The sequence below is a fragment of the Roseiarcus sp. genome, from assembly GCF_052145395.1.
GTDB lineage: Bacteria > Pseudomonadota > Alphaproteobacteria > Rhizobiales > Beijerinckiaceae > Roseiarcus.
Genome location: NZ_JBKQOT010000015.1, coordinates 1 through 3,530, shown reverse-complemented (window position 1 = coordinate 3,530; position 3,530 = coordinate 1). Strand labels below are relative to the sequence as shown.

The window sequence follows — 3,530 nt, the reverse complement described above, 5'->3', positions numbered from 1 at the left end:
TGCGCACGATTCGCAGGTGCGGCGAAAATCGGACTCGAGACACGGCTGGCGAGGAAACGCGGGCGCGGATATGAACTGCGGGAGCGAGGATCTCTGACTGACCGGCGGCGCTGATCGGGTCGTGTTGCGATGGGCAGAGCCCCTGCCCTGCGCAGTTAGGCGACGCCCAAAAACTGCCGAATCGGTCGAGCGACCTTACCCCCACGAAACCGCCTGAGATGCCGAAGAACACGTATCGCTTATTTTTGGGCGTCGCCCTAGTGTTGCGGGCTCGAGCGAGTAGCGGGGCACCCTGCGACAGTGACGGCTTCGCTTTGGCCGCGTATTGACTCAAAAGAGTCGCCTGCCTCGCTATGTTTGCGGGGATATTAGGATGAGGTTCCAGTCGCGGGGCAAGCATCCGCAGTCGCCCGAGGCGAGACGCTGTTGATGAGGGTGTCTGCATGTCTTTGCCTCAATCGGGCAAAGGAAAACTGCTCACCGGAACGGCGCGACGCTTGACAGCGATTCGCGGAAGTGAGATTCTCGAGGTGCGAAACACGAGAAGGGCTTCCGGGGCGGCGACGTTTCGGGGGCCTTTTTCTTTTGCCTGCTTGCTCCCATTTGAGCCTCAGTTGAGGCGGTTGACGTACATCCGGCGCGTGATCAGGTGTGCGCGGCTGGGTTTTGTTGCTCAAATTCCGAAACCAGCGTGGGGATACGAGACTTTATCCAGTTTTTGAATTCGGGATTGTCGATAAGCAAGCGCATCCGACGGGGCGTTTCAGCAACGCGCATCAGCAGGGAACCGTTTGTCGACTTTACGTCGATCTTGTCATTCGGACTGCGAGGTGCGGACAGGGCGTGGACGACGATTGCAAAGCGATGATTTGTGTCGGCGGTGGCAAAGTTGCTTTCTGTGACGGCAGCCAGCGCGCGGTTTCGCGCAGCTGACTCCTTCATGAGGTCGGCAAGCTGTAGCCACCGCGGCCGTCCGATTTTTGGCGCCGGTCCTATCGCTTGTATTAGGTCGCCGGGAATTACGTTTGCGATCGTCAGCATGCGGGATAGTTCCGCTGGAAGAAGTCCGAGCGCGGACATAATGATGGAGCGGTCGAACTTCAGCTCTTCGAGTTGCTTTGCAAGGAGCACGCGCTCAATGTACGTCAGGTCCTTCCGAGCGAGGTTTTCCTGTGCCTGTGCGACGACGAGTTCGACGTCCGTCAGTGCCTTGACGATTGCCCGGACCGGGATTCCCAGTCGAGCAGTGGCTCGTATACGGCGATGTCCGTATGCAGCCTGATAGCGTCCCGGGTCGGCGGGGCTGGGCCGCACGAGAATTGGAACCTGCTGGCCCTTCTGCTCGATGCCGCTAACGAAGGCTTCAAATTCGGTATCGTTGTCGACGGGGATCCGGTCTTTGATGAAAGAAGAGTCGATCAGGCCGGGGTCGAGGTCGACAACAAGTCCGCCGGCGGCGATCTTCACTTTAAGATCACGGCTCTCGCTGGCTTCAGCTTTTATTTGGTCAAGCTGAAGACCGACAGCGCGGAGAGCGCCGGATACAAGGGGCTTCGGGTGGTCATGTTGGGACGGCATGGGAGCGGGGCCGTCCCCCATGAGTTGAGCTAACGTGCTGCGGCGAGGAGTGGTCATGCTTTCGCCCTGCCCCAGTTGGATTTGATCACATCCTCGATTTCGGCATTGACGGCGTCCATGGATTCGATGGCGCGCTCGTATGTCTGCCGGTGGACTTGGTCGCGGCTAACCTCGTAGATGGTTTGTTTGCGGAGGCCCGCTTCCGAGACGGCGGTCGATTTGACCATCGGATTGGTCAGCACCTCGTCGCCAAACAGAGACCGGAGGAAGGCGACGATTTGGCTTTGCGGGCCGTCGTTCGGCTCGTAGCGCGTGATTAGAAAGCGGTTGAAATCGACTTCGAACGCACCAACCTTCTCGCGCAGCACAGAGAGCAGACCAGACGCCATTGTGAGGAACTGGTTCATGCTGGCGATGTCGATCATCTGGGGATGCACCGTGACCAGCACGCCTGTTGCGGCGCATAGAGCGGTCATAGTGAGGAACCCGAGTTGCGGCGGGCAGTCGATGACGACGACATCGTAGCGATCATCGACGTTCGCCAGCGAGGTGGCGATGCGGTCAAAGAACAATTCGCGGTGACCCCCCGCGAGGATCCTTGGGGTGTCGTGCTCGAATTCTTGGAGTTCGATATTTCCCGGTATGAGGTCGGCGCCTGCGAAATATGTCGGCCGGATAACGTCGGTTATAGGTAACCGCATGTCGTCGTATCGGAGTGCTGCGTACAGGGTCTGATTCTCCTGGATGTCAATTTCTGGCTGATAGCCGAACAGAGAAGACATGCTCGCCTGGGGGTCGAGATCGATAGCGAGGACGCGGAAGCCGCGTGATGCGAGGTATTGGGTGAGATGCGTACTGACGGTGGTCTTTCCAGAGCCACCTTTGAAGTTCGTGACGGCGATAATCTGGAGGTGCTCGGAGCCCGAGCGAGTAGGAAGGTATGAGGGTTTTGTTCGCGCAAGAAGGCGACGGAGTTCGTGAACCTGTGCGAGGGTGTACAAACGCCGACCGCCGGGGCTTCGCTCGAGGATCGGCCCCTCCCCCGCCAATGATATCTGGCGCAGGTATCCGTCCGTGACACCGATCAACCGTGCAGCTTCCGCGCTTGTGAAAGAGCGAAGCTCCTTTGTCGAGCTTGGCGCGAGAAGCCTTTCTTGCAGGACGTGCAGATGCGACGTCAGCAGGGCCGCCTTATCTGCATATATTGAGTCGAGGGACGGCCGGGCCTGAAGGGATCGGGCTGGCTTCGTAAGGGGCATCATTGACGGTAGCCTGCGTAAGTGGCCGTTCTTCCGTAACAGGAACTGATTCGTTGTTACGGTCAACAGGAAAATGGTTAATGTCTATTAACCCTCAGGGGTAAGTAAAGGGGGTGGCATAGCAACGGTATTGCGAGGGCGTTGGAACGAAGCCGCTACGTCGAGTGACTTGCGGATGGTGGGTGTGTTGTAAATGATTGACGTCGGCCGCCCTTTTCCGAATTGCTTGGCAGCCTCCGGCGGCATGAGTCCTTGGGGATCGGCATCGAGATTCCAACCCCCAATAGTTAGGTAGGCCTGCTGGGGAAGGCACAGGGTGGGGCGCTGGCCACGCTTTCAAACTGATCGGGGGACAGCTGATAGGACAGATTTGACAGCTGTCAAAACTGACAACCTGCTTCTCCGCACCGCTCGCCCGGAAGTGTTTAACGGAAGGGGACGAAGCGGCACTGTGGAGACTGTAAACAGGGCTCAGGGCTCTAGAGGACGATATCCACCGGTACGAATGCGCGGCGCTTCCGTCGCTTTCACAGGCGACGCGGTCCCTTGCTTCACGGAAACGGCCGCGTGCGCACGATCGCTCGTGTGCGGCAGAGGAAGTGCTCGACGTGAAGGAGATCCTGGTAGCGCGGGGCCACCGGAAGCGGGCGTTCTTTGCGTTGGCGGGCAATACCGTTGAAGCACGCCTCCTCG

The 3,530-nt window shown here is 58.8% G+C and carries 2 protein-coding genes; both read right to left on the bottom strand.

Translation table 11 applies throughout. The features are described 5' to 3' along the window. Nucleotides 1–645: 645 nt before the first annotated feature. On the bottom strand, nucleotides 646–1,635 hold the full coding sequence (gene repB / locus ACLP25_RS00520; protein ID WP_442467296.1) for a plasmid partitioning protein RepB: 990 nt from the start codon (nucleotides 1,633–1,635) through the stop codon (nucleotides 646–648). After that, complete coding sequence (gene repA, locus ACLP25_RS00515) at nucleotides 1,632–2,840, bottom strand: plasmid partitioning protein RepA (RefSeq protein ID WP_442467295.1); 1,209 nt, start codon at nucleotides 2,838–2,840, stop codon at nucleotides 1,632–1,634. Before repA ends, repB begins: the two co-directional genes overlap by 4 nt. Nucleotides 2,841–3,530: the final 690 nt, after the last annotated feature.